Origin of the sequence: Bradyrhizobium sp. STM 3566 (assembly GCF_045571445.1) — a bacterium.
Classification (GTDB): domain Bacteria; phylum Pseudomonadota; class Alphaproteobacteria; order Rhizobiales; family Xanthobacteraceae; genus Bradyrhizobium; species Bradyrhizobium vignae.
Genome location: NZ_CP120692.1, coordinates 4,242,081 through 4,265,797, shown reverse-complemented (window position 1 = coordinate 4,265,797; position 23,717 = coordinate 4,242,081). Strand labels below are relative to the sequence as shown.

At 65.3% G+C, this 23,717-nt stretch carries 27 protein-coding genes and 3 pseudogenes; 22 read left to right on the top strand and 8 right to left on the bottom strand.

Annotation, left to right across the window (positions count from 1 at the left end; all coding sequences use genetic code 11):
* Nucleotides 1-48: 48 nt before the first annotated feature.
* The 4 genes from P6U27_RS20650 to P6U27_RS20635 are packed head-to-tail and all read left to right on the top strand — an operon-like array spanning nt 49 to nt 3,712.
* The gene (locus tag P6U27_RS20650; RefSeq protein WP_407192434.1) at nt 49-1,104 is read left to right on the top strand and encodes a Gfo/Idh/MocA family protein; all 1,056 of its coding nucleotides are present in this window, start codon (nt 49-51) and stop codon (nt 1,102-1,104) included.
* 17 nt (nt 1,105-1,121) lie between these two features.
* Nucleotides 1,122-1,973 (top strand): IclR family transcriptional regulator, encoded by an 852-nt coding sequence (locus P6U27_RS20645; RefSeq protein ID WP_162500311.1) that lies wholly within the window; start codon nt 1,122-1,124, stop codon nt 1,971-1,973.
* Nucleotides 1,974-1,991: 18 nt separating this feature from the next.
* Nucleotides 1,992-2,885, top strand: a complete 894-nt coding sequence (locus tag P6U27_RS20640) for an NAD(P)-dependent oxidoreductase (protein ID WP_122403650.1) — start codon at nt 1,992-1,994, stop codon at nt 2,883-2,885.
* Nucleotides 2,882-3,712, top strand: coding sequence for a sugar phosphate isomerase/epimerase (locus tag P6U27_RS20635; RefSeq protein WP_209295147.1), 831 nt, complete (start codon nt 2,882-2,884; stop codon nt 3,710-3,712). The genes P6U27_RS20640 and P6U27_RS20635 overlap by 4 nt, the downstream gene beginning before the upstream one ends.
* Nucleotides 3,713-3,727: 15 nt before the next feature.
* Here P6U27_RS20635 and P6U27_RS20630 read toward each other — a convergent pair whose 3' ends face one another.
* On the bottom strand, nt 3,728-4,612 hold the full coding sequence (locus P6U27_RS20630; RefSeq protein WP_407192433.1) for a helix-turn-helix domain-containing protein: 885 nt from the start codon (nt 4,610-4,612) through the stop codon (nt 3,728-3,730).
* Nucleotides 4,613-4,800: 188 nt separating this feature from the next.
* On the opposite strand from P6U27_RS20630, the gene P6U27_RS20625 reads away from it, so the two are divergent.
* The 7 genes and pseudogenes from P6U27_RS20625 to P6U27_RS20595 form a co-directional block, all read left to right on the top strand.
* Nucleotides 4,801-6,504, top strand: a complete 1,704-nt coding sequence (locus P6U27_RS20625; RefSeq protein WP_407192432.1) for an FAD-dependent oxidoreductase — start codon at nt 4,801-4,803, stop codon at nt 6,502-6,504.
* 64 nt (nt 6,505-6,568) lie between these two features.
* Nucleotides 6,569-7,801 (top strand): ABC transporter substrate-binding protein, encoded by a 1,233-nt coding sequence (locus P6U27_RS20620; protein ID WP_407192431.1) that lies wholly within the window; start codon nt 6,569-6,571, stop codon nt 7,799-7,801.
* Nucleotides 7,802-7,826: 25 nt separating this feature from the next.
* Nucleotides 7,827-8,165 carry an NIPSNAP family protein gene (locus P6U27_RS20615; protein ID WP_122403645.1) on the top strand — a complete coding sequence of 113 codons (339 nt, stop codon included), beginning with the start codon at nt 7,827-7,829 and terminating at the stop codon, nt 8,163-8,165.
* 37 nt (nt 8,166-8,202) lie between these two features.
* Nucleotides 8,203-8,997 carry an SDR family NAD(P)-dependent oxidoreductase gene (locus P6U27_RS20610; protein ID WP_407192430.1) on the top strand — a complete coding sequence of 265 codons (795 nt, stop codon included), beginning with the start codon at nt 8,203-8,205 and terminating at the stop codon, nt 8,995-8,997.
* Between the two features lie 33 nt (nt 8,998-9,030).
* Nucleotides 9,031-9,774, top strand: a complete 744-nt coding sequence (locus P6U27_RS20605; protein WP_407192429.1) for an SDR family NAD(P)-dependent oxidoreductase — start codon at nt 9,031-9,033, stop codon at nt 9,772-9,774.
* A gap of 203 nt (nt 9,775-9,977) precedes the next feature.
* Nucleotides 9,978-11,237, top strand: a complete 1,260-nt coding sequence (locus P6U27_RS20600) for a serine hydrolase domain-containing protein (RefSeq protein ID WP_407192428.1) — start codon at nt 9,978-9,980, stop codon at nt 11,235-11,237.
* Nucleotides 11,238-11,270: 33 nt separating this feature from the next.
* Nucleotides 11,271-11,552, top strand: a pseudogene (locus tag P6U27_RS20595) (ArsR/SmtB family transcription factor); the annotation flags it as partial.
* A gap of 60 nt (nt 11,553-11,612) precedes the next feature.
* On the opposite strand, the gene P6U27_RS20590 reads toward P6U27_RS20595, so the two are convergent.
* The gene (locus P6U27_RS20590; RefSeq protein WP_407192427.1) at nt 11,613-12,113 is read right to left on the bottom strand and encodes a peptide deformylase; all 501 of its coding nucleotides are present in this window, start codon (nt 12,111-12,113) and stop codon (nt 11,613-11,615) included.
* A 105-nt stretch (nt 12,114-12,218) separates the two neighbouring features.
* Here P6U27_RS20590 and P6U27_RS20585 point away from each other — a divergent pair.
* A pseudogene (locus P6U27_RS20585) lies at nt 12,219-12,599 on the top strand (helicase-related protein); the annotation flags it as partial.
* Nucleotides 12,600-12,864: 265 nt separating this feature from the next.
* Nucleotides 12,865-14,085 carry an MFS transporter gene (locus tag P6U27_RS20580; RefSeq protein WP_407192426.1) on the top strand — a complete coding sequence of 407 codons (1,221 nt, stop codon included), beginning with the start codon at nt 12,865-12,867 and terminating at the stop codon, nt 14,083-14,085.
* Between the two features lie 21 nt (nt 14,086-14,106).
* On the opposite strand, the gene P6U27_RS20575 is transcribed toward P6U27_RS20580, so the two are convergent.
* The 5 genes and pseudogenes from P6U27_RS20575 to P6U27_RS20555 form a co-directional block, all read right to left on the bottom strand.
* Entirely contained in the window at nt 14,107-14,493 is a 387-nt protein-coding gene (locus tag P6U27_RS20575; RefSeq protein WP_129143346.1) for an ester cyclase, read from the bottom strand.
* Between the two features lie 16 nt (nt 14,494-14,509).
* Nucleotides 14,510-14,707 (bottom strand): annotated as a pseudogene (locus P6U27_RS20570) (LysR substrate-binding domain-containing protein); the annotation flags it as partial.
* A gap of 18 nt (nt 14,708-14,725) precedes the next feature.
* Nucleotides 14,726-14,848, bottom strand: coding sequence for a hypothetical protein (locus tag P6U27_RS20565; RefSeq protein WP_283810456.1), 123 nt, complete (start codon nt 14,846-14,848; stop codon nt 14,726-14,728).
* Nucleotides 14,848-15,720, bottom strand: coding sequence for a GNAT family N-acetyltransferase (locus tag P6U27_RS20560; RefSeq protein WP_407192425.1), 873 nt, complete (start codon nt 15,718-15,720; stop codon nt 14,848-14,850). Before P6U27_RS20560 ends, P6U27_RS20565 begins: the two co-directional genes overlap by 1 nt.
* 54 nt (nt 15,721-15,774) lie before the next feature.
* Nucleotides 15,775-15,972: a hypothetical protein gene (locus P6U27_RS20555; RefSeq protein ID WP_407192424.1), complete on the bottom strand. Its 198-nt coding sequence runs from the start codon at nt 15,970-15,972 to the stop codon at nt 15,775-15,777.
* Between the two features lie 154 nt (nt 15,973-16,126).
* On the opposite strand from P6U27_RS20555, the gene P6U27_RS20550 reads away from it, so the two are divergent.
* The 9 genes from P6U27_RS20550 (at nt 16,127) to P6U27_RS20510 (ending at nt 22,932) form a co-directional block, all read left to right on the top strand.
* A complete protein-coding gene (locus P6U27_RS20550; protein WP_407192423.1) occupies nt 16,127-16,255 on the top strand; it encodes a hypothetical protein in 129 nt (42 codons plus the stop codon).
* Nucleotides 16,256-16,510: 255 nt separating this feature from the next.
* Nucleotides 16,511-18,175 (top strand): acetolactate synthase large subunit, encoded by a 1,665-nt coding sequence (locus P6U27_RS20545; RefSeq protein ID WP_407192422.1) that lies wholly within the window; start codon nt 16,511-16,513, stop codon nt 18,173-18,175.
* A 144-nt stretch (nt 18,176-18,319) separates the two neighbouring features.
* Entirely contained in the window at nt 18,320-18,667 is a 348-nt protein-coding gene (locus tag P6U27_RS20540) for a Lin0512 family protein (protein WP_018646107.1), read from the top strand.
* Nucleotides 18,668-18,692: 25 nt separating this feature from the next.
* Entirely contained in the window at nt 18,693-19,364 is a 672-nt protein-coding gene (locus P6U27_RS20535) for a GNAT family N-acetyltransferase (RefSeq protein WP_407192421.1), read from the top strand.
* A 69-nt stretch (nt 19,365-19,433) separates the two neighbouring features.
* Complete coding sequence (locus tag P6U27_RS20530; RefSeq protein WP_407192420.1) at nt 19,434-20,618, top strand: serine hydrolase domain-containing protein; 1,185 nt, start codon at nt 19,434-19,436, stop codon at nt 20,616-20,618.
* Nucleotides 20,619-20,714: 96 nt separating this feature from the next.
* Complete coding sequence (locus tag P6U27_RS20525; RefSeq protein WP_407192419.1) at nt 20,715-20,930, top strand: hypothetical protein; 216 nt, start codon at nt 20,715-20,717, stop codon at nt 20,928-20,930.
* 25 nt (nt 20,931-20,955) lie between these two features.
* Complete coding sequence (locus P6U27_RS20520) at nt 20,956-21,621, top strand: DUF429 domain-containing protein (RefSeq protein ID WP_407192418.1); 666 nt, start codon at nt 20,956-20,958, stop codon at nt 21,619-21,621.
* A gap of 141 nt (nt 21,622-21,762) precedes the next feature.
* Nucleotides 21,763-22,140, top strand: coding sequence for a hypothetical protein (locus P6U27_RS20515; RefSeq protein ID WP_407192417.1), 378 nt, complete (start codon nt 21,763-21,765; stop codon nt 22,138-22,140).
* An 87-nt stretch (nt 22,141-22,227) separates the two neighbouring features.
* Nucleotides 22,228-22,932: a glutathione S-transferase family protein gene (locus tag P6U27_RS20510; protein ID WP_122403631.1), complete on the top strand. Its 705-nt coding sequence runs from the start codon at nt 22,228-22,230 to the stop codon at nt 22,930-22,932.
* Nucleotides 22,933-22,934: 2 nt separating this feature from the next.
* On the opposite strand, the gene P6U27_RS20505 is transcribed toward P6U27_RS20510, so the two are convergent.
* On the bottom strand, nt 22,935-23,717 hold the full coding sequence (locus P6U27_RS20505; protein WP_407192416.1) for a sulfite exporter TauE/SafE family protein: 783 nt from the start codon (nt 23,715-23,717) through the stop codon (nt 22,935-22,937).

Genomic DNA, 23,717 nt, shown 5'->3' with positions numbered 1-23,717 from the left:
GGCGTGCTAAGAGCGCCTCGGAAGCAACGGCAATTCGTGAGGACGCAGATGACAGAGGTCGCGGTGGCGGTGATCGGAGCCGGCGCAATCGGACGGGCCCATTGCGAGACGATCCGCCGTTCGACGAGCTGCCGGCTCGTCGCAATCGCCGAACCCGCTGCCGCGGGAAGGGCTTATGCAGAAGGCCTTGGCGTGCCCTGCTACAGCGATGCGCGCGATCTGTTGGAGGCGGTGAAGCCGCAGGCGGCGATCATCGCCACGCCGAACGCGACCCACCGCGCGTTTGCGATCGCCTGCATCGAGCGCGGCATCGTGGCCCTGGTCGAGAAGCCCGTCGCCAGCACGCTAGCCGACGCGGCGGCGATTGCGGCGGCCTCGGAGCGTGCGGGCGTGCCTGTTCTGGTCGGGCACCAGCGGCGCCACAATCCGATCACGCGCCGGGCGCGTGCAATGATTGCCGAGGGCGCGCTCGGCCGCCTGACCAATGCGACGGTGCTCGCAACCTTCTACAAGCCGCCGGATTATTTCGACGTGGTATGGCGTCGCGAGGCGGGGGGCGGCCCGGTGTTGATCAACCTCATTCACGAGATCGACCTGATCCGGCATCTCTGCGGCGAGATCGCCTCCGTGCAAGCCGTCACGTCCAACGCGGTGCGCGGCTTCGAGGTCGAGGACTCCGCGGCGATCCTGCTCCGCCTTGCCGGTGGGGCGCTGGTGACGCTGAGCCTGAGCGATACCGCGGCGAGCCCGTGGAGCTGGGATCTTGCCAGCGGCGAGAGCCCGAATTATCCGCCGCAGCCGGCTATGGTGCAGACGCATTTCCTCTGCGGCACCGACGGCGCGCTGGCGCTGCCGACGCTGGAACATTGGCACTACGCCTCGGCCAAGAGCTGGTTTGCTCCGATCTCGCGCGACGAGATTGGCCTCACGCGCGGCGATCCCTATCTTGCGCAGATCGATCATCTGGCGCGGGTGGTCCGCGCCGAAGAAGCGCCGCTGATCACGGCGCGCGACGGCATGCTGACCTTGCGGGCCACGATGGCGGTTCACAAAGCCGCCGAAACCGGTCAGATAGTGCGACCTGATCAGGAGATGCAATTGTGAATCAGGATGCTGCCTTGATGTTGAAAAACCCGGATCCCGCCGAGGCGCCGAGCGGGCTGTTGGAGCGGACGCTCGGCGTGCTCGAGCTGCTCGCGACCAATGCCCATGGCATGCAGCTGTTCGAGATCGCCGATTCGCTGCACATTCCGCGCAGCGCGACCCATCGCGTGCTGACGAGCCTGATCGAGCATGGTTACGTCAGGCAGGAGCGCGAGCAGGGCGCCTACCAGCTCACCGCCAAGATCGCCTCGCTCGCCTTCACGTTCCTCGCCGGCAGTGGCATCACGGATTTTGCCCAGCCGTTGTTGGACCGCCTCGCACGGGAGAGCGGCGAACTCGTGCGTCTGGCCATGATCGACGGGCGCGAGCTGGTGTGGGTGGCCAAGGCGCAGGGCTCGCCTGCCGGCCTGCGCTACGATCCGGACATGGGGCAGGTGGGGCGGCTGTCCTGCTCGGCGAGCGGTCACGCCTGGCTCTCGTGCCTGCCGGATGAGGAGGCGCGCGCGCTGGTGGAGAAGCAGGGCTACGGGCTGCGCAAGGACTATGGTCCGCGTGCGCCGGAGAGCTGGCCGGCGCTGCTGAAATATCTGCGCCAGACCCGCAAGCGCGGCGTCAGCATCTGCGTGCAGACCTATACGCCCTGGATGAGCGCGACCGCGGCTCCCATCCGTCATCCCAAGACCAGGGAGGTGACGGGCGCCGTGGTGATCGCGGGTCCCCACATCCGCCTGACCGAGGAGCGCATGCTCGAGCTTGCGCCGGCGCTGTTGCAGACGGCGCAGGAGCTGTCGATGGCGACGCTGGCTTCGCCCGGGCTCTATGGCCGCGTCGCGCGGCCGGGCGAGAGCTTCTTCGGTCACGGTTCCTGATCAGCACGGAAGCTCGTCATGAAGATTCTGATCACGGGCGGCGGCGGGTTCATTGGCGCCTGGCTGGCGCGGCGGTTGGCCGCGGAGGGCCATCAGTTGCGCGTCTTCGAGCCGGTCGGGCGTTCGGCGCAGTTCGATCGCATCGTCGGGGTTTCGGCCGCTGCGATGGAGTGGCGCATCGGTGATATCGCGGATGCGCAGGCGGTGCGTGCGGCGGCGGAAGGCTGCGAGGCCATCGTCCATCTCGCCGGCGTGCTGACGCCGGCCTGCAAAGCCGATCCGGTGCGCGGCGCGATGATCAATCTCATCGGCACGTTGAACGTATTCAATGCGGCCCAGGCGTTCGGCATTCGCCGCATCGTTTTCACGAGCAGCGCCGGCGTCTATGGTCCACATGACGGGACGACGCCGCGCCCCATCACCCACTACGGCGCATTCAAGCTCGCCTGTGAGGGCAGCGCGCGGGCCTATTGGGAAGACCACGGCATCGCCAGCATCGGTTTCAGGCCCTACATCGTCTATGGCTTCGGTCGGGAGACCGGGATGACCGCCGGTCCCTCGCTCGCCTGCCGCGCGGCGGCGCGGCGTGAGACCTACGTCATTCCCTATGTGGGGACGGCGGGTCTCGTCCTCGTCGACGATGTGGTGGCGGCCTACGAGGCCGCGCTCCGTCGCGAACCCGACGGTGCGCTCGTCTTCAATCTGCCGGGCGAGGTGGCTTCGAACGACGAGGTCGTTGCGGCCGTGCGCGCCGTTGTGCCCGAGGCCAGGATCGGCATCGACGGACCCGTGCTCCCATTCGCGGAGGACATCGGCGAAGGCGATTTGCGGCGCGTCTTTCCGGATTTGCCGGCGACATCCTTGCGCGACGGCATTCGGCGGACCATCGAGCTTTATCGGACGGCGTCATGACGCTCCCGGTGCTCGGCGCCCACACCTTCGGATTCACCTGGGACTGTATCGCCGAAGAGGCCATCGAAAGGCTCGCGGCCGCCGGCTATCGCGCCATTCAGCTGATGGCCACGCCGCCGCACTTCGATCCCTGGAGGGAGGATGCCGCTCGCATGCGCCGCATTCGCGCTTTGATCGAGCGTCACGACCTGTCGCTGCTGGCGCTCGATCTCGCCAGCAGCGACATCAATCTCGCGAGCCCGTCGCGTGATGTGGTGGATTTTGCCGTCTCATCATATGCGGCCGCGATCGACCGCGCCGCCGAGCTGGGCGCGCGCTGGATCTGCGTCGGCTCCGGCCGCCGGCATGCGTTGCTTGCCAGGGCCAACGACCGATTGATGCCAAGCTTTCGTGACGCCTTCGCCCGCATTCACGACAAGGCGGAACGCGCCGGCGTGCCGATCATCCTCGAAAATCATCCGCAGGGGCTGCTCGCCAGCGCTGCCGACATCTCGGCGTTCCTCGATGCCGGCGGTTATGCGAGCATGCCGGTGATCTACGATGTCGCCAACGCCTTTGCGATCGGCGAGGATCCGGTCGATGGGCTCGAGGTGCTGTGGCCGCGTCTCGGCATCGTTCATTTGTCCGATGCCCCGAAAGGGCATTGGCGGCATGATCCGCTCGGCTCGGGCGCGATCGATTTCGCGGCCATTGCGGGACTCCTGACGCGGCGGGGCTATGCAGGCCAGATCGTCCTTGAGATCCTGTCTGACCGTCCGCTCCATGATCTCGACGAAGGCGCCGCGGCCCTCAAGCGACATGGATTGGCCTTTTCTCTCGCCGGCTAAAGGCACCATGCCGGCTCAACCGGCGGCGCGCGTCATGTCGGACAACAGCCGGTCGCGGAATCGTCCGGGCGACAGGCCGACATTGCGCGAGAAGAACCGGTTGAAGTAGCCCGGGTCGGCGTAGCCGAGCGCAGCGCCGATCTCGTTCACGCTCATGTCCGAATAGAGCAGGTTGCGCTTGGCCTCGGTGAGTAGCCGGTCATTGATCAGGGCTAGTGACGACTTGCCTGTCGTGAGCCGGCAGCACGCGTTGAGGCGGGCCGTCGTCACGCCGAGCCTGCGCGCATAGAAATCGAGCGATGCATGCTCGCGAAAATGCCGTTCGACGAGCTCGCGAAAGCGGATCACCGTGTCGGCCTCGCGCGCGCTGGAGATCGGGCGAACCCGCTCTTGCTCCTGCAGCCGGCGCACGGCCACGGCGAGCAGCTGCAGATATGCCTTGATGGCGGTGCGGCGGCCGGGAGCCGACCAGACGAACTCGTGCTCGAGCGAGGCGAACAGGCCGACGAGGTCGACGTCGCGGCCGATCTGTTGCGGAAGGAAGCGCGCCGGCAGGCGAAAGGCGTCGACGAGGTCGGCGTCCCCGTCGAGGGCAGAGCGCAGGAATGGCGGCGCCACGGTAATGACATAGCCGTCGGTGCCGGGCTTGAACCGGATCGCATGGATCGTCAGTGCCGGGATGATGATCAGGGCCGGTGGCGAGACCGCCCAGCTCGTACCCTCGACCTCGATGGCGCCGCCACCTTTGCTGATTACCAGAATCTGATGATGGTCGGGATGGGTATGGGTCCGGATTGTCCAATTGTGACGGCCACTGCGCACGGGGATCGGCTCGATGTGAAGGAACGATGGCTCGACCTCCGATACCGCTTCTTCATACAAAAAATAGTGCGGGATCATCGCTTCCGTTCCCTCCGGGCGGCCTCCGGTCGGCCGCGGGGTGCTGCACTGCGCTCATGAAAAGTACAATACAAAAGCGGGTTCGTCCATTGGCGGCGCCGGCGGCCGCGTCTATCCAGGATCGTGCCTCGGCAGAGCTGACAAACAACGCTGCGCGAGGCCAAGGGGAGGACGAGGGAGAAGCGGCAATGTCAGGGCAAGGGCGCGACCTCTCGTGCGACGTGCTGGTCGTTGGCTCCGGCGCCGGCGGAATGTCCACCGCGATCACGGCGCGAAAATGCGGGCTCGACGTGATCATCGTCGAGAAGGATTCTTATTTCGGCGGCACCACAGCCTTCTCCGGCGGCGTGCTCTGGATTCCCGGCAACCGCCATGCCCGCGACGCCGGCGTGAGCGACAGCAGGGAGGCCGCGCGCACCTATCTCAAGAACGAGACCGGCAACCATTTCGACGATGCCGCGATCGACGCCTTTCTCGATGTCGGTCCCCGCATGCTCGACTTCTTCGAGACCGAGACCGAAGCGAAGTTCGTGCTGTCGGCTTATCCCGACTATCACCCCGATGTGGAAGGCGGCGCCAGGCTCGGCCGCTCGGTCACTGCGGCGCTCTACGATGCCCGCGCCCTCGGTGAGGAGATCCGACGGCTGCGGCCGCCGCTCGAGACCATCACCTTCATCGGCATGATGTTCAACTCGTCCAACGATGAGCTGAAGCACTTCTTTCGGGTGACCAGCTCGCTGCCATCGGCGCTGTACGTGACGAGGCGGCTTGCGAGCCACCTCTGGGATCTCGCGCGCTATCGCCGCGGCGTCAAGATCACCAGCGGCAACGCGCTGGCGGCGCGGCTCGCCAGGACGATCTTCGATCTCGGGATCCCGCTGCTGACGGCGACTCCGGCGCAGCGGCTGATCAGCCGCAACGGCGCGATCGCCGGTGCGGTCGTCAGCGACGCCAGGGGCGCGTACGAAATCACCGCGCGCCACGCCGTGGTTCTCGCCAGCGGCGGATTTCCGCATGACCAAGCGCGCATCGCGCGCGCCTATCCGCACCTCGCCCGCGGCGGCGAGCACCTGTCGCCGACGCCCTCGGCCAACACGGGCGACGGCATCCGCATGGCGGAAGAGGAGGGCGGCAGTTGCGACATCCGCTTTCCGAATGCGGCGGCCTGGATGCCGGTGTCGCGCGTGCCATTAGGCAATCGCACCGGCGTGTTTCCGCATCTGGTGGATCGCTACAAGCCTGGCGTGATCGCCGTCAATCGGCAGGGGCGGCGTTTCACCAACGAGTCGGAATCCTACCACGACGTCGGTGCCGCGATGATCGCCGACGGCGTCGGCGCCAGGGAGACCGCAGCGTGGTTGATCTGCGATCACGCCACGATCCGCAAATACGGCCTCGGCTATGCCAAGCCGGCGCCGGTGCCGGTCGGACCCTTCGTGCGCAACGGCTATCTCAAGCGCGGCGCGACATTGCGGGACCTTGCCGCGGCCGCGGGTCTCGATCCCGAAGGCCTCGAAGCAACGGTGCGCGAGTACAATGCGGGCGCCGTCGACGGCGTCGATCGCGCATTCAAGCGCGGCAGCACGGCGTTCAACCGCTATCTCGGCGATCCCGAGCACAAGCCGAACCCGAACGTCGCCCCTGTCGGAGCCGGACCTTACTACGCGCTGAAGATCATCATGGGCGATCTCGGCACGTTCGACGGCTTGACCACTGACGTGGTCGGCCGCGTGCTGCGCCGGGACGGCTCGGCGATCGCCGGGCTCTATGCGGTCGGCAACGATCGCGCCTCCATCATGGGCGGCAACTATCCTGGCGCCGGCATCACGCTCGGGCCGATCATGACCTTCGGCTACATCACCGGCCGCCATCTCGCCGGTCGGCAGGCCTGATCCAAGCCGTCCGATTGCAATGACAACAGCTCTGCGCAGGCAGGGCAGGTGAGGGAGAAACGACATGAGCATGACACGCCGCAGTTTCGTCGGGGCCGGCCTCGCGACGGCGCTCGCACCGCCCTTCGCCCGGGCGCAATCCGACAACACGATCCGCATCGGCGTGATCACCGACATGTCCGGCATTTATCGTGACGTGTCGGGGCCGACGACGGTTGCCTGCGCGCAGCAGGCGGCGGCCGAATTCATGGCTTCCAATCCCTCGATCAAGGTCGAGATCCTGGTCGCCGACCATCAGAACAAGGCCGACGTCGGTCTTGCGATCATCCGCAAATGGTTCGACCAGGATGGTGTCGACGTGATCGAGAATGTCGGTAATTCGTCGATCGCGCTCGGCGCCAAATATCTGATCGAGGACAAGAACAAGGTCGCCTTGATCACCACCGCAGGCTCGTCGGACCTGACCGGCAAGAGCTGCAGCGCCAACCTCGTGCACTGGTCCTGGGATTCCTGGTGTCTCGCCCATTCGACGGCGACCTCGCTCGTGCGCACCGGCGGCTCGAAATGGTTCTTCCTCACCGCCGATTATGCGTTCGGCCATGCGGCCGAGGCGGATGCGGCGAAGTTCGTCAAGGCGGCCGGCGGCAGCGTGCTCGGCTCGGTACGCTATCCTTTCGGGTCGACCTCGGATTTCTCGTCCTTCCTGCTGCAGGCCCAGTCAAGCGGCGCGAATGTGATCGCCTTTGCCAATTCCGGCAACGAGCTGATCAACTGCCTGAAGCAGGCCCAGGAGTTTGGCCTCGACCAGGGCGGTACACGCATGGCGGCGCTGGTCGGCTATGTCACCGATGTCATCGGCATGGGCCTGTCGACGGCCAAGGGCCTGTCGCTCACCGAGACCTTCTACTGGGATCTTAACGAACGAACGCGCGCCTTCATGAACCGCGTGAAACCGCGCCTGGCAGCAAACGTCTATCCCAATATGAGTCAGGCCGGCGACTATGCCTGCGTGCTGCACTACCTCAAGGCGGTGAAGGAGCTCGGCGTCGAGCAGGCCAAGCGCAACGGCCGCGAAGTCGTCGAGCTCATGAAGAAGATGCCGACCGACGATGACTGCTTCGGCCAGGGCATGATCCGCGCCGATGGGCGCAAGATCCATCCGGCCTATCTCTTCGAGGTGAAGAAGCCGGCGGAGAGCACGTCCACCGGCGACGTCTACAAGCTGGTCTCGACGCTGAGCGCGACTGAAGCATTCCGGCCTCTCGAGGAGGGAAGCTGCGCACTCGTGCGCAGCTGAGAGGGGCAACCCGGGAGATCGTGCAATGACCGAGCCTGCCATTGTCGACCTGCGCGTCTACACCATCCGCCTGCGCAAGATGGCGGAGTTCATCGAGATCTTCGACCGGCTCGCGATGCCGGTCCAGCTCAGATATCTGGGGCGCCCGCTCGGCATGTTCACGAGCGCAGTCGGGCCGCTCAACCAGATCGTCCATCTCTGGGGCTTCCCGGACATGGGCGAGTTCGAGCGCCGGCACGCGTCGCGCGACAAGGATCCGGACTGGCCGGCCTACTTGCAAGCCTCCGAGCATCTCATCGTCGCCCAGGAGAACCGGCTGATCCGCAGGATTGAACTGCCATCCCTGTCTGGTCCGGCCATCTGAGGCGCCGGTCGCCTTCCCAAGGTTCGGAGCACCCTGCATGGTTTGGATCGATCTCTCGACGAAAGTTGCCGTCGTCACGGGCGGCGGTGCTGGCATCGGCCGCGGCATTGCCCTTGGTCTTGCGGCGGTTGACGCGACAGTCGTAGTGCTGGACCGCGACGAGGCTGGCGCGGCCGTGGCCGCGGAGATTCGCTCAACTGGCGGCCGCGCCGAGTTCCTCGCCTGCGACGTCACCAGCGATGACAGCGTTGCACGTGCTGCCCGTGACGCAGCCGCGAAAGTCGGCGAGGCCGCGATCCTCGTCAACAATGCCGGCACCATGTTGCCGGGCGGGCTCGACACCACGAGCATGGCGGACTGGGACCGCATTCTCTCGTTGAACCTGACCGGCTATCTCCGCTGCGCGCGCGCGTTCGGACAGCCGATGCTGGCGCGCGGTGCGGGCGCGATCGTCCATGTGGCGTCGATCTCGGCCTCGCTTCCGCAGAGCTACAGCGGCGCCTACAGCGTGAGCAAGGCCGGCGTGGTCATGCTGTCGCGTCAGCTCGCGGTGGAGTGGGGACCGCGTGGCGTGCGAAGCAACGTTGTCAACCCCGGCATGATCCGCACGACGATGACCGAGGCCATCTATCGGACACAGGGCGTGCATGAGGCGCGGCGCGCGCTCGTGCCGGCGCAGCGGATCGGCCGTCCCGAAGATATCGCCGATGCGGTCGTGTTCCTGGCAAGCGAGCGTGCCAGCTATATCACCGGCGAGGAGATCGTCGTGGACGGCGGTTTCACCCGCACTCTGATGGGTACCATTCCGCGTCCGGGGTTCGAGAAGAACTGACCTCGGCGGCCTAATCTAGGATGGGAGCAACCGATGCTGCTGCAGGGAAAAGTGGCCGTCATCACTGGCGCCGGCTCCGGGATTGGAGCCGCCGTCGCGCGGCTGTTTGCGGTCGAAGGGGCGAAGGTCATGTTGGGAGACCTCGCCGAAAGCGGCGCTACGCTTGCGGCCGGGCTTGCCGCTGAGGGCCATGCAGCGGTCTTCCAGTGCGTCGACGTTACCGATGAAGCTTCGGTTGCCGCGCTGATGCAGGCGGCCGTGACGCAGTTTGGCCGGCTCGACATACTCGTTGCCAATGCCGGCATTCCCGAGCGCAAGTCGCCGATCCACGCGCTTGATCTCGCTGACTGGCGGCGCGTGATCGACGTTGACCTCACCGGCGTGGCGATTTGCAACAAGTTTGCCGCGGCCACCATGCTCGCGATGGGTGGCGGCGCGATCGTCAATATGGCCTCGATCCTGGCCCATGTCGGCCAGGAGAACAGCAACGCCTATTCGGCCGCGAAAGCGGCTGTCGTCAATCTCACGCGCTCGGTTGCGCTGACCTATGCGCGACAGGGCATCCGGGCCAACTGCGTCTCTCCGGGCTATGTCGATACGCCCCTGCTGGCCAAGCTGCCGGAGGCGACCCGCGAGACGATGCTGGTGCGGCAACCGATCGGTCGGTTGGCCCGGCCGGACGAAATCGCCCAGGTGGTGGCGTTTCTCGCCAGCGACAAGGCCTCGATCGTCACCGGCGCGTGCATCAATGCCGACGGCGGCTACACCGCTATTTAGTCCGCTAGTTTGTGCCAGCTACAGCTCACGCGGTATCTCGCCGGGAAATGTGAGATTGGTCGGTACCACGAATTGGGATGCTCGGTCCTTTCAGTGAATTGCCGCCGTCCTGATTGTTGCGCAGGTGCCCAGCGCTTGCCTCGGATGTGCCCCATGCTCGCCCATGCTACCACATCTGCATCGCCTCTTTGGAGCCAGTGTTGATGTCTGTCTCGCCCACCGCCACGCGACCGCACGCCACCGCCCTCGAAACCGACCCCGAAACCCTCGGCTGGATGCGCGGCTTTCCGCCGCCGGCGGACCGCACCATCACCTTCCAGGACGGCTCGTTCCGCAGCTTCCCCGAGCTGCGCTGGGCCTGGAGCAACATCCGCCAGCTGGTACCGACCGTGAACGTCTGGCGCGGGGCGGGGCCGGCATCGGTGTTGCCGCGCCAGGACCACGACATCGGCGCGGTCGCCTCAATGACGATGGACGGCCGGCCCGTGACCTTCGCAAAAATGCTGGAGGAGACCTACGCCGACGGCATCGCGGTGCTGCATCGGGGCAGGCTGATCTATGAGCGCTACTTCGGCGCGCTGAAGCCGCACAAGCCGCATATCGCGATGTCGGTGACGAAGTCGTTCACCGGCGTGCTGGCGGGCATTCTGGTCACCGAGGGCAAGATCGATCCGCAGGCACCGGTCACGGATTATGTGCCGGAGCTGAAGGCAAGCGCGTTCGGGGACGCGCGCGTGCACGAGGTCATGGATATGACCACGGGGCTTCTCTACACCGAGGTCTATACCGACAAGAACTCGGATGTGTGGGGGCTGCGGCGCGCCAACGGCATGGCGCCGATTCCGCCTGGCTATGACGGCCCGACCACCATCTTCGACTTCCTGATCGCGCAGAAGAAGCAGGGCGAGCACGGCAAGGCTTTCGCCTACAAGACCGTCAACACCGACGTGCTGGCCTGGATCGTCAGGCGCGCCAGCGGCATGACGCTGTCGGATCTGCTCTCCGAGCGCATCTGGCAGCCGATGGGCGCGGAGGAGGACGCGCATTATCACGTCGACCGCATCGGCACCGAGAGCGGCGGCGGCGGTCTCTCCACCACCTTGCGCGATCTCGCCCGCTTCGGTGAGACCATGCGCAATCACGGCCGCTTCAACGGCCGCCAGGTCGTGCCTTCACAAGTCGTAGAGGACATCGGGCGCGGCGGCGATCCCGAAAAGTTCAAGCCGGCCGGCTACACCACGCTGCCGGGCGCCTCCTATCGCAATCAATGGTGGATCACGCACAACGCGCACGGCGCCTACATGGCGCGCGGCGTCCACGGCCAGGGCATCTACATCGGTCCCAAGGCCGAGATGGTGATCGCCCGCTACGCCTCGCACCCAATGGCGGGCAATGCCGCCAACGATCCCGTGACGCTGCCGGCGTATATGGCGCTGGCGAAGGCGCTGATGGCGGGCGGGTAGGGGCGCGACACACTCGCTGTCATCGCCCGGCTTGATCTTCAGGAAGTCATTGGGGCCGAGTTCGGTATCACCCAGGCGGCCGTCTCGCAGCACCTCAAGGTGCTGCGCGAGAGCGGCTTTGCGAGCGTTCGGGCGGAGGCGCAAAGGCGGCTCTATTCGGTCGACGTTGCCGGGCTGCGCGCGGTGGATGCATGGATCGGCCAGTTCAGGAATTTCTGGGAGCCGAAGCTGGACGCGCTGGCCACCGAGATCGCGCGCGGCAAACGAGAGCGTCGCAATGCGCCGATCAACAAGCGGAGCGGGAAGAGGGCGTGAGCGGGCTCCATCCGGATCTACAAGGCTCAAATTGGTGGATGACACTGTCGCCAATCCCCCCTATGCGTTCCGCGACATCTTCTCGAACTTCTTCACCAGCCGTTCCCGCTTCAGCCGCGACAGCCGCTGGATCCAGAACATCCCGTCGAGCTGGTCGATCTCGTGCTGATGGCAGACGGCGCGCAAGCCCTCCGATTCCTCGTTTTGCATATTGCCCTCGACGTCCTGGTAGCTGATCCGCACCCGCGCATGGCGCTGCACCTCGTCGTTGACCCCGGGCATCGAGACGCTGCCCTCGCGATGCATGATCATCTCGGGCGAGGCCCATGTGATCTCCGGATTGACGTAAGTCCGCGCGCCATCCTTGGCCTCGAGCTCCAGCACCACGACGCGCAAGGGCACGCCGATATGCGGCGCGGTAATGCCGATGCCGGGCGCGGCGCGCATGGTCTCGAGCAGGTCGTTCACGAGGTCGCGCAAGGACTCGTCGAACGCAGTGACGGGGCGGGCCGGCAGCGCGAGCCGGCGGTCGGGATAGCGCACGATCGGGCGAATACTCATGCAGGCTCCTACCACTCACTCACGGATCGTTGAAGCATCCCCCGCACGGCCCGGTGAGCCGCTCTGTTATTCCGGATACGGCGTGTCGTCCTTGTGCAGGAAGGGAAGCGCGTCGAAGACGATGGCATGCGTTACAGTCTCCTCACCGGCGACACCAGGGACCGCAAGACCGCGATCGAAGCCTTTCAGAACGGCGCGGCGAAGGTGTTCCTGGTCAGCCTCAATCTCACCGCTGCCGTCACCGTGATCGCCTTCGATCCCTGGTGGAATCCCGCGGTCGGGGAACAGGCCATCGATCGTGCCTACCGGAGCGGGCAAGACAAGGCGGTGTTCGTTTACAGACTTGTCGCCGCCGGCACGATCGAGGAGAAGATGGACGAGCTCGAGGCCCGAAAGCGGGCCCTGGCTGACAGTCTGTTCGAGGGCGATGGACAGATCGCTTCGGCGCTCACCGAGGACGACGTCAGGGCCTTGTTCGAGGCTTGACCGAGCGCGGCGCTGCGGTGAGCGCGGCCGGGGGATGTTGCCATTATGCCGGTGTTTTGCCCGACAGGTCAAATCGCGCCCTGACATCGCAAATGACCGTCCTCGTAAGTCATTGATCCCGCTGGTGCCCGCTACTGTGCATGGGGTTGTTTTTTCACTTTTTGCTTCAGGTCACAAAAGCGTGCGGCAAAAATGACGTGACCGCTGTCGGCCGGCGCCGTTCCCATTCGTCTTCCATGTGAGACAGACCTGACGGGAGACCGAAATGACCTCTTCCAACTATCGCTGGGTGATCGTCGTCGCTGGCGGCCTGCTTGGCTGCGTCGCGGTCGGCGGCATGTTTTCGCTGCCGGTGTTCCTGCAGCCGATCGCAAAGGACACTGGCTGGTCGGTGACCGGCATCTCCAGCGCGATGACGATCGGCTTTCTGGCAATGGCCTTCACCAGCATGGCCTGGGGCACGGCAACGGACAGGTTTGGGCCGCTGCCGGTGGTGCTGACGGGATCGACCGTGTTGGCGCTCAGCCTGTTCGCGGCGAGCCATGCGACCTCGCTGATCGTGTTCCAGATCGTGTTCGGCCTGCTGGTCGGGGCGGCCTGCGCGGCGATCTTCGCGCCGATGATGGCGACCGTCACGGGCTGGTTCGACACAAATCGCAGCCTCGCCGTGTCGCTGGTCTCGGCCGGCATGGGCATGGCGCCGATGACGATGTCGCCGCTGGCGGCCTGGCTCGTCTCCGGCCACGACTGGCGCACCTCGATGCAGATCATTGCGCTCGTGGTCGGCGCCATCATGATCCCGGTCTCGCTGCTGGTGCGCCGTCCGCCGGCGCTCGCGCAGGCCGCGGCCACACCGGCGGGCGAGGGCGCCGCGCAAGGCGAGATGTCGATGGGCGAGGCGCTGCGCTCCCCGCAATTCCTCATCTTGCTTGCCACCAACTTCTTCTGCTGCGCGACCCATTCCGGTCCGATCATCCATACCGTCAGCTATGCCGTGAGCTGCGGCATTCCGCTCGTCGCGGCGGTGACGATCTACAGCATCGAGGGGTTCGCCGGCCTCGGCGGGCGCATCGCCTTCGGCCTGATGGGCGACCGCTTCGGCGCCAAGCGCGTGCTGGTCTCCGGCCTCCTGCTGCAGGCGTTCGGCGCGCTCGCCTATGTCTTCGCGCATCAGCTCACGACGTTCTATGCGGTCGGCGCGATCTTCGGCTTCATCTATGCCGGCACCATGCCGCTCTACGCCGTTCTGATCCGCGAGAACTTTCCGCTCAAGATGATGGGCACGGTGATCGGCGGCACCGCGATGGCCGGCAGCCTCGGCATGGCAACCGGCCCGCTCGCCGGCGGCCTGATCTACGACGCCTTTTCCAGCTACGCCTGGCTCTACATCGCCTCCTGGGCAATGGGCTTGGGTGCGTTCCTGATGGCCATGACGTTCCGCCCCTTCGCAAAGCCGCAAGGCGAGATGGCGCCGGCAGCGGCGTGAGCGCCGGATCGAGGCGCGGCCTCAGAGCTGCGTCTCGATCGCCGCCTTGTCGATCACCGACCAGACCTGCCGGATCTTGCGGTTGCGAAATTCGTAGAACACGTTTTCGTGGAAAGACACGCGCTTCCCATTGACCGCAAGGCCGAGGAATATCCCGACTGGTGTGCAATCAAACTTCAACCGGGCAGCGATGCGGGGAGGATCGGAGATCAGCATCTCGATGTGAAATTGCAGATCGGGTATCTCCCGAACATCCCGTTCCAGCATCGCGCGATAGCCCGCAAGCCCAAGCGGCCGCGCGTTGTGGGCGACCTCATCGTGCACGAATTGTCCGAGGGCCGGCCAGTCCCGCCGGTTCAGGCAGGCGATGTAGTCGCGGTAGATGGCGGCAAGATCGTCCCTGGCCATGGCAGGTTCCTTCGGCTCATGCGCGCCGCTGCACGTGATCGATGAGCGCGCGCAGTTTTGGCGCGATGTTGCGGCGGCTCGGATAATAGAGGTAGAAGCCGGCGAAGAACGGGCAATAGTCTTCCAGGATCGGCACCAGCTCGCCGCGCGCGATCGCGGGCCGGAAGCTTGCCTCCATTCCAAAGGTGATCCCGACGCCGGCCGCCGCGAGCTTGGCTCACCGCCGACCGGGTCACGCGCGATGAAGACCAATCGCGCCATCGCGCTTCAGCCCGACGCGATCGCGCGAGCCGTGCGCTTTGCCATCGAGCAGCCCGAAGTCCGACGCGGACGAGATGACGATGCCCCGCCGCATCAGAGGCGCTTCTCGAAGAAGAGGTCCGGATAGGGATCATCGTTGAAGCGCGGGATCTCGCGCCAGCCCGTGCTGCGATAGAGCTGACCGGCTTCGGGCAGCGCGCTGTTGGTGTCGAGCCGCAGCAGCGTGATACCGAGCTCGCGCGCGGTGCTCTCGGCCGCATCCATCAGCCGCCGGCCGAGCCGCAATCCGCGTGCCGCGGGCGCGACCCAGAGTCGCTTGATCTCGGCGTAGCCGTGGTCGGTCCCCTTCAAGCCGACGCAGCCGATCGGCAGCGTGTCCGAGATCGCGACGATGAAGCTACCGCGCGGTCGGCGCATGTCGTTGGCGTCGGGGTCGCGCGACAGCGAGACGTCAAAGCCCTGCTTGAAGCGGCGGCCGAGCTCGGCATAGTACTCGCCGAGACAGTAGCGGGCCTGCTCGCTTCGCGGATCCATCTCATCGAGTGCAACACGCTCGCGCGTCAGCGCAGAGGCGACCAGGTCCATCGCCGCCAGCAGCACCTCGGCTTGCGAATGTTGCGTCAGGATGCCGTCGGCCTGCGCGTTCGACAGCGCCTCGTAGGCCGCGAACTCGCGCCGGCCCGCCCGTGTGAGCTTTGCCATGCGCCGACGCGCATCGTCTTCGCGTGCGGCGGTCTCGATCAGCCCTTCGTCCTCGAGGCTGCGGAGCAGCCGGCTCATCAATCCGGAATCGAGACCGAGATAGTCGCGGATCTCGGCGACGTCGGAGCGCCCGTGGCCGATCGCATTGAGCACGCGCGCCGCGCCGAGCGGCCGGCCGCGCCCGAGGAACGAGGTATCGAGCGCACCGACGGCAGAGGTGACGGCGCGGTTGAAACGGCGGACGCGGGCGACCGGGTCGAGCATGATATCTGACTTTAGTCAGAGATCGTGGACTGTCAATCGCGGACCGAGCCGGCGCTAGAAATGGTGGACGCCGAGTGCTGAGAATGCACCGTCATGGAGATCGTGGCCGTCGCTGGGCTGGCCGAAAAAGCCAAGGTGCAGCGTCAGCGATGGCAGCGCGGCCATCGGCACCGCGCCGGCGGTGTCGAGGCCAGCGATACCGACATCGTGCGTCGCCGCGCTGTCGTGCTGCGAGGCCAGCGGCCTGCTCACGATATCGGTAACCAGCGCGTTGAACAGGTCGGGGGCGGACCCGTCGTGTGCTTCGCCGCCGACGGAATGCAGGAGGCCGCCGACCAGGCCGGTAACGCTGTCCGTGAGCTGGCCGATCGTTCCGGTTACCGTGGACGTCAGCTGACTGACCGTCGTGCTGAAGCTGTCGAGCGTGTGCGAGATCGCCGACAGCGAGGTGTCGACCAGGTTCGCGATGGTGCTGCCGAGATCGAGCAGTGGCGACGCCGGATCGGTGGATGTGGACGTCGCAACATCGGCGTGAACCGGGGTCGGCGCCGAGACCGAAGCATCGATGCCGCGGGTTCCCGCAAGGGCAGCGCGCTTGACTCCGTTGTGCGAAGTATTTGAGACGCTGTCGCGGACACCAATCCATCACCGTCACCCCTCAGGATGACGGAACGTGCTCAGACAACGAATAAAGTGTCCAGTCCACGCTGCATTGTGAGTTGTGCCGGAACGATGGACGGCTACGATGGGCGGCTCCTGGAGCTTGGGATGCGTAACGAGCGGAGACGACATGAGCGGACAGGACCACAAGGTGAAGGGATCGGACCTGTTCGTCGCGGCCCTGGAGAATGAAGGTGTCGATCGCATCTTCGGCATTCCCGGCGAAGAGAATCTCGATCTGGTCGAATCGCTTCGCGCCTCCAAGATCGAGTTGGTCCTGACCCGCCACGAGCAGGCCGCTGCCTTCATGGCCGCAACCCATGGGCGGCTGACCGGCAAGCCCGGCGTTTGTCTGTCGACGCTCGGCCCCGGGGCCCTCAACCTGTCTACCGGCGCCGCCTATGCGCATCTCGGCGCGATGCCGATGATCCTGATCACCGGTCAGAAGCCGATCATGAGCAGCCGGCAGGCGCGCTTCCAGATCGTGGACGTGGTCGCGACCATGAAGCCGCTGACGAAGCTGTCGCGGCAGATCGTCAGCGCCTCCAGCATTCCAACTGTTGTACGCGATGCGTTCCGCGTGGCGATGGAGGAGCGGCCGGGCCCGGTGCATCTCGAACTGCCCGAGGACATCGCGGGCGACGAAGTGCCTGGTGTCCCCATGATCCCCGTCCATCCGATCGAAATCCCGGTCGCCCATCGCGCCGCGCTCGACCGCGCCGCCGAGATGATCGTGGCCGCGAGGCGCCCGCTGGTGATGATGGGGGCGGCGACCAGCCGGCCGCGGTCGACACATGGCATCGCAAGTTTCGTGCGGCGCACCGGCATTCCGTTCTTCACCACGCAGATGGGCAAGGGGACCGTACCCGGCGGCACCAATCTCTACATGGGCACTGCGGCGCTGTCGGAGCGCGATTACGTTCACGACGCGATCGATGCCGCCGACCTGATCGTCGCCATCGGGCACGATCCGATCGAGAAGCCCCCCTTCATCATGGGCCCCTCGGGCCTGAAGGTCATTCACGTCAGCTATACCCCGGCGAGCGTCGAGCAGGTCTATTTCCCCGATGCCGAGGTTGTTGGCGACGTCGGTCCCAGCCTGGAGCTGTTGGCGGATCGGCTCGAAGGCAAGCTGCCGCAGGCGGCGGCGCTGCTCCCGCTCCGCGAAGAGATTCTGAACCACATCGCCGATCGTGCCACCGAGGCGCGCTGGCCCCCGACGCCGCAGCGCATCGTGCACGACATCCGCCAGGTGATCCCCGAGAACGGCATCGTCGCGCTCGACAACGGCATGTACAAGATCTGGTTCGCGCGCAACTACCGCACCCGCGTCGCCAATACGCTGCTGCTCGACAATGCGTTGGCGACCATGGGCGCCGGCCTGCCGTCGGCGATGATGGCTGCGATGCTCTATCCCGACCGCCGCGTGCTCGCGGTCGCCGGCGACGGCGGCTTCATGATGAACAGCCAGGAGATGGAGACGGCGGCCCGCCTCAAGCTCAATATGGTCGTGCTGGTGCTGGAGGACAACGCCTACGGCATGATCCGCTGGAAGCAGGCCGTCGATCATTTCGCCGATTACGGCATGACTTTCGGCAATCCCGACTTCGTCCACTATGCAAAGGCTTACGGGGCGAAAGGGCATCGGATCGTGAGCATCGACCGCTTTGGCCCGACTCTGGAGGCTGCCTTCAAGGAGGGCGGCGTGCACCTCGTCTCGATCCCGATCGACTATTCGGAGAACGTGCGGGTGCTGGTCGACGAGCTGCGCGCGCATGAGAAGGCAAAGGCGTGAGAACCACGGTCTCGTGCCCCGGCTCTGCGCAGCAACGTCAAGAGCGTTGCAGCGCGTCCGGGAAACGAGAGCAATAACTGCGCTTGTGCCGCGCGTCCCGATCGCCGACACTCTCAATCACTCGACCAACCACAGGATCTTGAAATGACTCGCGTTCGTTGTGTCACCGAGATGGGTATGGGCGTCGATGTTCACGGCAGGGACGCCACCAAGGCGGCGAAGCGGGCGGTGTCGGATGCCATCAGGCATTCGAGTCTCGGTTTCTTCCGGATGATCGGCAAGACCGCGAACGACATGTTCGTCGATGTCACGATCGGAGTGCCCAACCCCGAGGCGGTGGACAAGGAAGCCGTCGCAAAGGAGCTGCCTTACGGCACCGTGACCGTGACTGCGGTCAAGGGCGGGCTGGAGATCCCCTCGGCGACCGAAGTCGCCAACGACCCCATCCTGATCGCAAATGCCGCCGTCATCGTCAGCTTCGACAAGGACTAGGCCGGTGTCCGACAGTGACTAGGCGTTGCTGGATCGCCCGATCTGGAGCGCGCTGACGACGAGCCAGAAGCATCTGGCCGAGGGCGGCCCGCAAGCGCTGCGCTATCCCGTGGACATGACGCCCTTTGCCGACATGGCCGACATGTCCGCTGCAAGCTTTGCGGCGCTCGGCGATCTCATGTCACCTTCGCAAGTCGCGGCGCTGTTCACGCCGGAGCCGGTTGACGTTCCCGCCGGGTTCAAGATCGTTCTTGCCGACACCGGCGAGCAGATGATCGGCTCGCCCGCCGATAGTCCGCTTCGCGATGTCGAGATCGTCACGCTGGGGGCGGCCGACGTGCCTGCCATGATGCGGCTGATCGAGCTGACCAAGCCCGGTCCATTCGCGCTGCGTACCCATGAGCTCGGCACTTTCCTCGGCATCCGCGCAGGTGGCGAATTGGTGGCGATGACGGGTGAGCGGATGAAGCCGGGAAAATTCGTCGAGATGACGGCCGTCTGCGTGCATCCGGACTATCGCGGGCGCGGCTATGCACAGGCGCTGCTCGCGGCGGTCGCGCGCCGGATCGAAGCGCGCGGCGAAATTCCGTTCCTGCACGTGTTTTCGAGCAATACGTCGGCGATTGCGCTGTACCAGCGGCAGGGAATGAAAATCCGTCGCCGCCTGTACGTCACCGCGCTCATGAAGCAGGGATGAGCTGCGCGGCAGGCTTCATATCGTAGGAAATCTCGTTATATCGATCCCAACCAGAATTGGGGGAAACACATGGACGCCAGGACGACAGATTTTTCCGCCGCACGGACGGCGATGCAGCGCTACGTCGATCAGGAGATCATTCCCGGTGCGTCGTGGGCGGTGCTGCGGGGGCGCGAGGTCGTCGATCAGCAATGCGTCGGCTTTGCCGACCGCGAGGCGAACACGGCGCTCCGGCCCGACCATATCTTCCGCGCGTTCTCCAATACGAAGATCTTCGTCACCTGCGCGATCATGCTGCTGACCGAGGAAGGTCGCATCGGACTCGATGATCCGGTCGAAAAGTTCCTGCCGCAGCTCGGCAACCGCAAGGTCTTGAAGCAGGGCGCGACAAGCCTTGCCGACGTCGAGCCGGCGAGGGGGCTGATCACGATCCGCCAGCTTCTGACCCACACATCGGGCCTCAGCTACGGCATCTTCGATCCCGGCACCGTGCTGTTCAAAGGCTACAACGAGGCGCGTGTGCTCAATCCGCTGACGCCGCTCTCCGACATGATCGACAGGCTTGCCGACCTGCCGCTGTCCTATCATCCGGGCGACGGCTGGGAATATTCGGTGGCGACCGACGTGCTGGGCCGCATCGTGGAGGTCGTCTCGGGCAAGTCGCTCGATGGCTTCCTCAAGGCGCGCATCTTCGATCCGCTCGGAATGACCGACACCGGCTTCTACGTCCCCGAGGCGCAGCAGGGCAGGCTGGTTGCGCTCTACAACGGCGTCGACGTGCTCGATCCCATGAAGCCCGGCCTCACCCGCGCCGACCATCTGCCATATCCGCAGGCGTATCGGCAGCCGTTCCCGCGGCTCTCGGGCGGCGGCGGTCTGGTTTCGACCCTGCCGGACATGCTTGCGCTCGTGCGCGCTCTACTGCCCGGGCCGGATGCTCTGCTGAAGCCGGAGACGCTGCGGCAGATGATGACGAACCAGCTCCCCGCAGGCCAGACCATCCGCTTCGCCAATCTCGGGCCGATTCCCGGCAAGGGTTTTGGTCTCGGTGGCGCCGTGACCTTCGCGCCGACGCCGTTCGATCCGCCGAACTCCACCGGCGAATTCCAGTGGGGCGGGCTTGCCGGCACCCATTGGTGGATTTGTCCTGAGGCCAATACCGCGGGCGTGTTGATGGCCCAGCGTTACATGGGCTTCTGGAATCCGTTCTTCTTCGAGTTCAAGCGCCTGGCCTACCAGGCCGTTGGAGGCTGATCTCAAAAAAAATTGCACGCGCCCGCGAATCCTTTTCGGCCAGCGCGCCCTCTTGATGCTCGAGGCATTCGGCCTCGGCTCATCTCGGAGGATGCGATGGCATTTTACAGGAAGAATATCGGCGGCCTGCACCAGGCGATGCGGATCGCGCTGGGCGTGGCAGTGGCGGGCAGCATAGAGGACGCAGGTGAGAGGCTTGCCTTCCGTCTGCAATTCGCGTCAGTCTTTCCACCGATCGAACTCGCCTTCGCCGGCCTCGGCGACGGCGAGCGGCCGCAGCGAGTGCAGCGCCCGCACGGTGCCGGCGTGTGAGAATTGCAAGTGACGGACGCATGACGTGCCAAACTATCTCGGCCTCGATGGATTTCGGTTCGGCTGGGTCGCTGCCTGGATCGACGACCGCGGCGATCACGGCTTCGACTATTCGCCGGGCTTGATGCGCCTGCTCGCGATCCCGCACGCACGTGCGATGATCGACATGCCGATCGGATTGAACCCGAACGGCTATCGCGCTTGCGATCTGCGGGGGCGCGAATTGGTCGGCCCTGCCGTGTTTCTCGGTGCGCGCCGAGACCTTTGGACGTTCCCGGACATGGCTGCCGCCAATCGCCATTACTGGGAGCACGAAGGCAAGGGCAGGGGCATATCTGCGCAGCTCTGGAACATCAGGGACAAGATGAGAGAGCTCGACGAGGCCATGACGCCGACGCGGCAGGCGATGATCGGCGAGGTCCATCCCGAATTGATCTTCTGGAATCTCGCAGGGCGTGGCCGTCTCGCAAGGAAGACGTCGGTGCACGGTCTCGAACAGCGGACCGCGCTCTTGGCGCAGCGCGGTTTCACGCGCCTGCCGAAATGGCTGACGCAACGCCACGGCACCGGCATCGGCCGCGACGATCTCGTCGACGCCTGTGCCTGCGCGGTCGCGGCGCGTGACAGCACGGAGCGCGTCGGCGGCGAGGAGATCGATCCTCGCGGCTTGCGGATGGAGATCAACTACTGAAACCGATCAGCCATTCCGATCGCCTTGGAGATGTCAGTGACTATTGCGACCCGGAGTCGAGGAGCCGCCTTCGTCGTCCAATCTTGTCGCCCTCGCTTCGTACTCGTCGGCCATCGCTCGCAACCGTTGTGCAGCTTCGCCATGATCGAGCTCGTTCGCGACGCGGCGACAGCGTTCAGCATGATCGAGCAGGGCGCGCTTCTCGATGTTCATGCAGCGACAACGCTCAAAGGGATCATTCGTCCCTGCACGGGTCGTCGGAACAGTGGCTTCGCGCAGAATTCGGGAAAAAACAGCAATATTTCCATGCCGCCTCGGAACGTGGCGCTTGCGCCGACGTTTACGCCTAAGACTGCTGAGGAACAGAATTTGATGTACGACGTGTGCCAATTGGCGACCGCGATGCTCGCGATCGCCTTCACGGGCCTCCTGCTGACCACGGGTCAACGGTTCATCGCGTACCGACTGCAGCATGAGGCAATGATCCCGATCGCGGCGATGGCGACGCTGCCGCGATGAGTGCGGGTTCGCAGGGATAAATCGTGACTTGCGCCGGACGGCGTCCTGCCTAGATTGTGCACGCTCAGTCATGCACCAAAGGTCCCGATGCCCGATCTGTCCGCCTTTCCCATCACCAAGCGTTGGCCGGCGAAACATCCCGAACTGCTTCAGCTCTATTCCTTGCCGACGCCGAACGGCGTCAAGGTCTCCATCATGCTGGAGGAGATCGGGCTTCCTTACGAAGTTCACCTCGTCGATTTCGGCAAGGACGATCAGAAGACGGCCGAATTCCTCTCGCTCAATCCGAACGGCAAGATCCCGGCGATCCTCGATCCCAGCGGCCCCGGCGGCAGGCCTCTGCCGCTGTTCGAGTCCGGGGCGATCCTGCAATATCTCGCGGAGAAAACCGGCAAGCTGCTGCCGCAGGATGCCGCGCGCCGCTACCAGGCCATCCAGTGGCTGCACTTCCAGATGGGCGGCATCGGACCGATGTTCGGCCAGGTCGGCTTCTTCCACAAATTCGCCGGCAAGGAGTTTGAGGACAAGCGGCCCCGCGACCGCTACGTGGACGAATCCAAGCGCCTGCTCGGAGTGATGGAGGCGCATCTGTCCGGCCGGCAATGGTTCATGGATGACGACTACACCATCGCCGACATCTCCATGCTCGGCTGGGTGCGCAATCTCATCGGCTTCTATGGCGCCGGCGAGCTCGTGGAGTTCGGTCAGTTCAAGGCCGTCGGCAGCTGGCTCGAACGCGGGCTCGCGCGTCCTGCGGTGCAACGCGGGCTGAACATTCCGAAGCGACCGTAAGTTCAGCTCAGCGCCTTGTGGGTCATATAGAGCGCCATCAGCGAGACGAAGGCGATCATGGCCCGGCGCAGCGCTGATTTGCCGACGCCATTGGCCATGCGTGCGCCGAGATCGATCCCGATCCAGAGGCCGGCAAGTATGCCGATGACGGCCGGCCAGCCGACCATGAGCCCCTTGCTCCAGTAGATCCAGGCCGCTGGAACGTTGGTGGGGATGATCGAGAAGACGAGGCTGACGAGCTGCGCCTGGTGCTGTGGGACGCGAAGACCCGCAGCAAGGCCCACAGTGGTCGCGAGGCCGCCGCCGATGCCCATGAAGCCCGAGGAAAATCCGGCAAGCAGACCGATGAGGAGCAGGGGCAGCCAGGGCAATTCGGCTGAAGCGCTTGCCTCGCTGACGTCGTCCTTGCCGTCACGGCGCAGAGCCAACATTGCGATCAGCGCGGCGAGATAGACCACGCAGGTCCATTGCAAGACCGAATCGGAGGCAGCCGCCGCGGCATAGCCACCGCCCGCGCCACCGACGAGAAATCCGATTGCGATCCAGACGATCCATTGCAGCGGGCTGCGGTTGCCGCTCTGCCAATAGCGGCGTGCGCCGGCGAGACCGGTCGGAGGGATCTGCGTGATCAGCGACGTGCCCTGGGCGACGTGCTGCTCGGCACCGAGCAACAGCACGGAGAAGATCACGAGGCCGCCGCCCGGGCTCGTGCCCGTAAAGCTTGACGCCAGTCCTGCAACCAGACCGACACCGACGCCGGCGAGGAGTTCATGAAGCGAGGACAT